This window comes from Cecembia lonarensis LW9, assembly GCF_000298295.1.
GTDB lineage: Bacteria > Bacteroidota > Bacteroidia > Cytophagales > Cyclobacteriaceae > Cecembia > Cecembia lonarensis.
This window is the reverse complement of record NZ_AMGM01000238.1, coordinates 1-879: the sequence shown is the minus strand read 5'-3', so window position 1 is coordinate 879 and position 879 is coordinate 1. Positions and strand designations below refer to the sequence as shown.

The following is an 879-nucleotide window of genomic DNA, read 5'->3' as shown; positions in this document are numbered from 1 at the left end:
TGTCATCGCCCACCTCGCCTCCAACGGCCGCACCTTGGTCAAGCTCATCGACTGGGCCACCACCGGCACCGAACAGCAGCTCTACGCCTCCCCGGAGGCCCGCAACGAGGAAATCGCAGCACTCGCGGCGCTGCCCCGGGTTGAGCTTGTCGAGAACTTCCGCCAGGCCGCGGAATACTTCGCCGAGCAGACCGAGCGGCTGTCCGGGGACCTCGCCGTCGACGAGGTCAACCTGCACGGCAAAATCATCCCCGCCACCTCCATCATCGCGCTGCGCATCGCAGAGATCGTGGTGCACCACCACGATCTGGACACCGCGTGGACCATCGAGGAGGCCGACCCGGACTCCCAGCTCAACGCGGTCGAGGCTGCGGTGCGCACCATGCGTGCCAAGGACGCCCCGGGCATGACCCTGCTGACCGAGGAAGGCGACGAGTGGGTGATCGGCAACGGCGACCTGCGCGTGCGCTCCGACCGCGAAGGCCTGATTGAATGGCTGGCGCGCGGCCAGGTCCGGTACATCGAGGCCGACGGCCGGCTGCCGGTGCTGCCGACCTGGTAGACCAGCCGCACGTTCTCCGCAGCAAAAAGCAGCCGGCTTCTCGAACGTGGTGCGTTCGGGAAGCCGGCTGCTTGCTGGTGCCTCAGCGTTCTTACAAGGCGATCTGGCGGTTCTAGGTCCTTGTAGAGCAGGTAACGGAAGTTCGAGGGCCCACCGGCGTAGCAAGCCTGCGGGCAGAAGGCGCGCAGCGACATGTAGTCCCCGGCCTCGACCTCAACCCAGTCCGCGTTCAACCGGTAGACGGCCTTGCCTTCAAGCACGTACAGGCCGTGCTCCATGACGTGGGTCTCGGCGAACGGGATCGAGGCACCGGGCTC

At 66.7% G+C, this 879-nt stretch carries 1 protein-coding gene and 1 pseudogene; one reads left to right on the top strand and one right to left on the bottom strand.

Going from position 1 to position 879, the window contains the following annotated elements:
• A partial coding sequence (locus B879_RS23965) for a maleylpyruvate isomerase family mycothiol-dependent enzyme (protein WP_157231793.1) occupies window positions 1-562 on the top strand: 562 nt, incomplete at its 5' end.
• Window positions 563-705: 143 nt separating this feature from the next.
• Here the strand turns inward: B879_RS23965 and B879_RS23960 are convergent.
• A pseudogene (locus B879_RS23960) lies at window positions 706-879 on the bottom strand (cupin domain-containing protein); the annotation flags it as partial.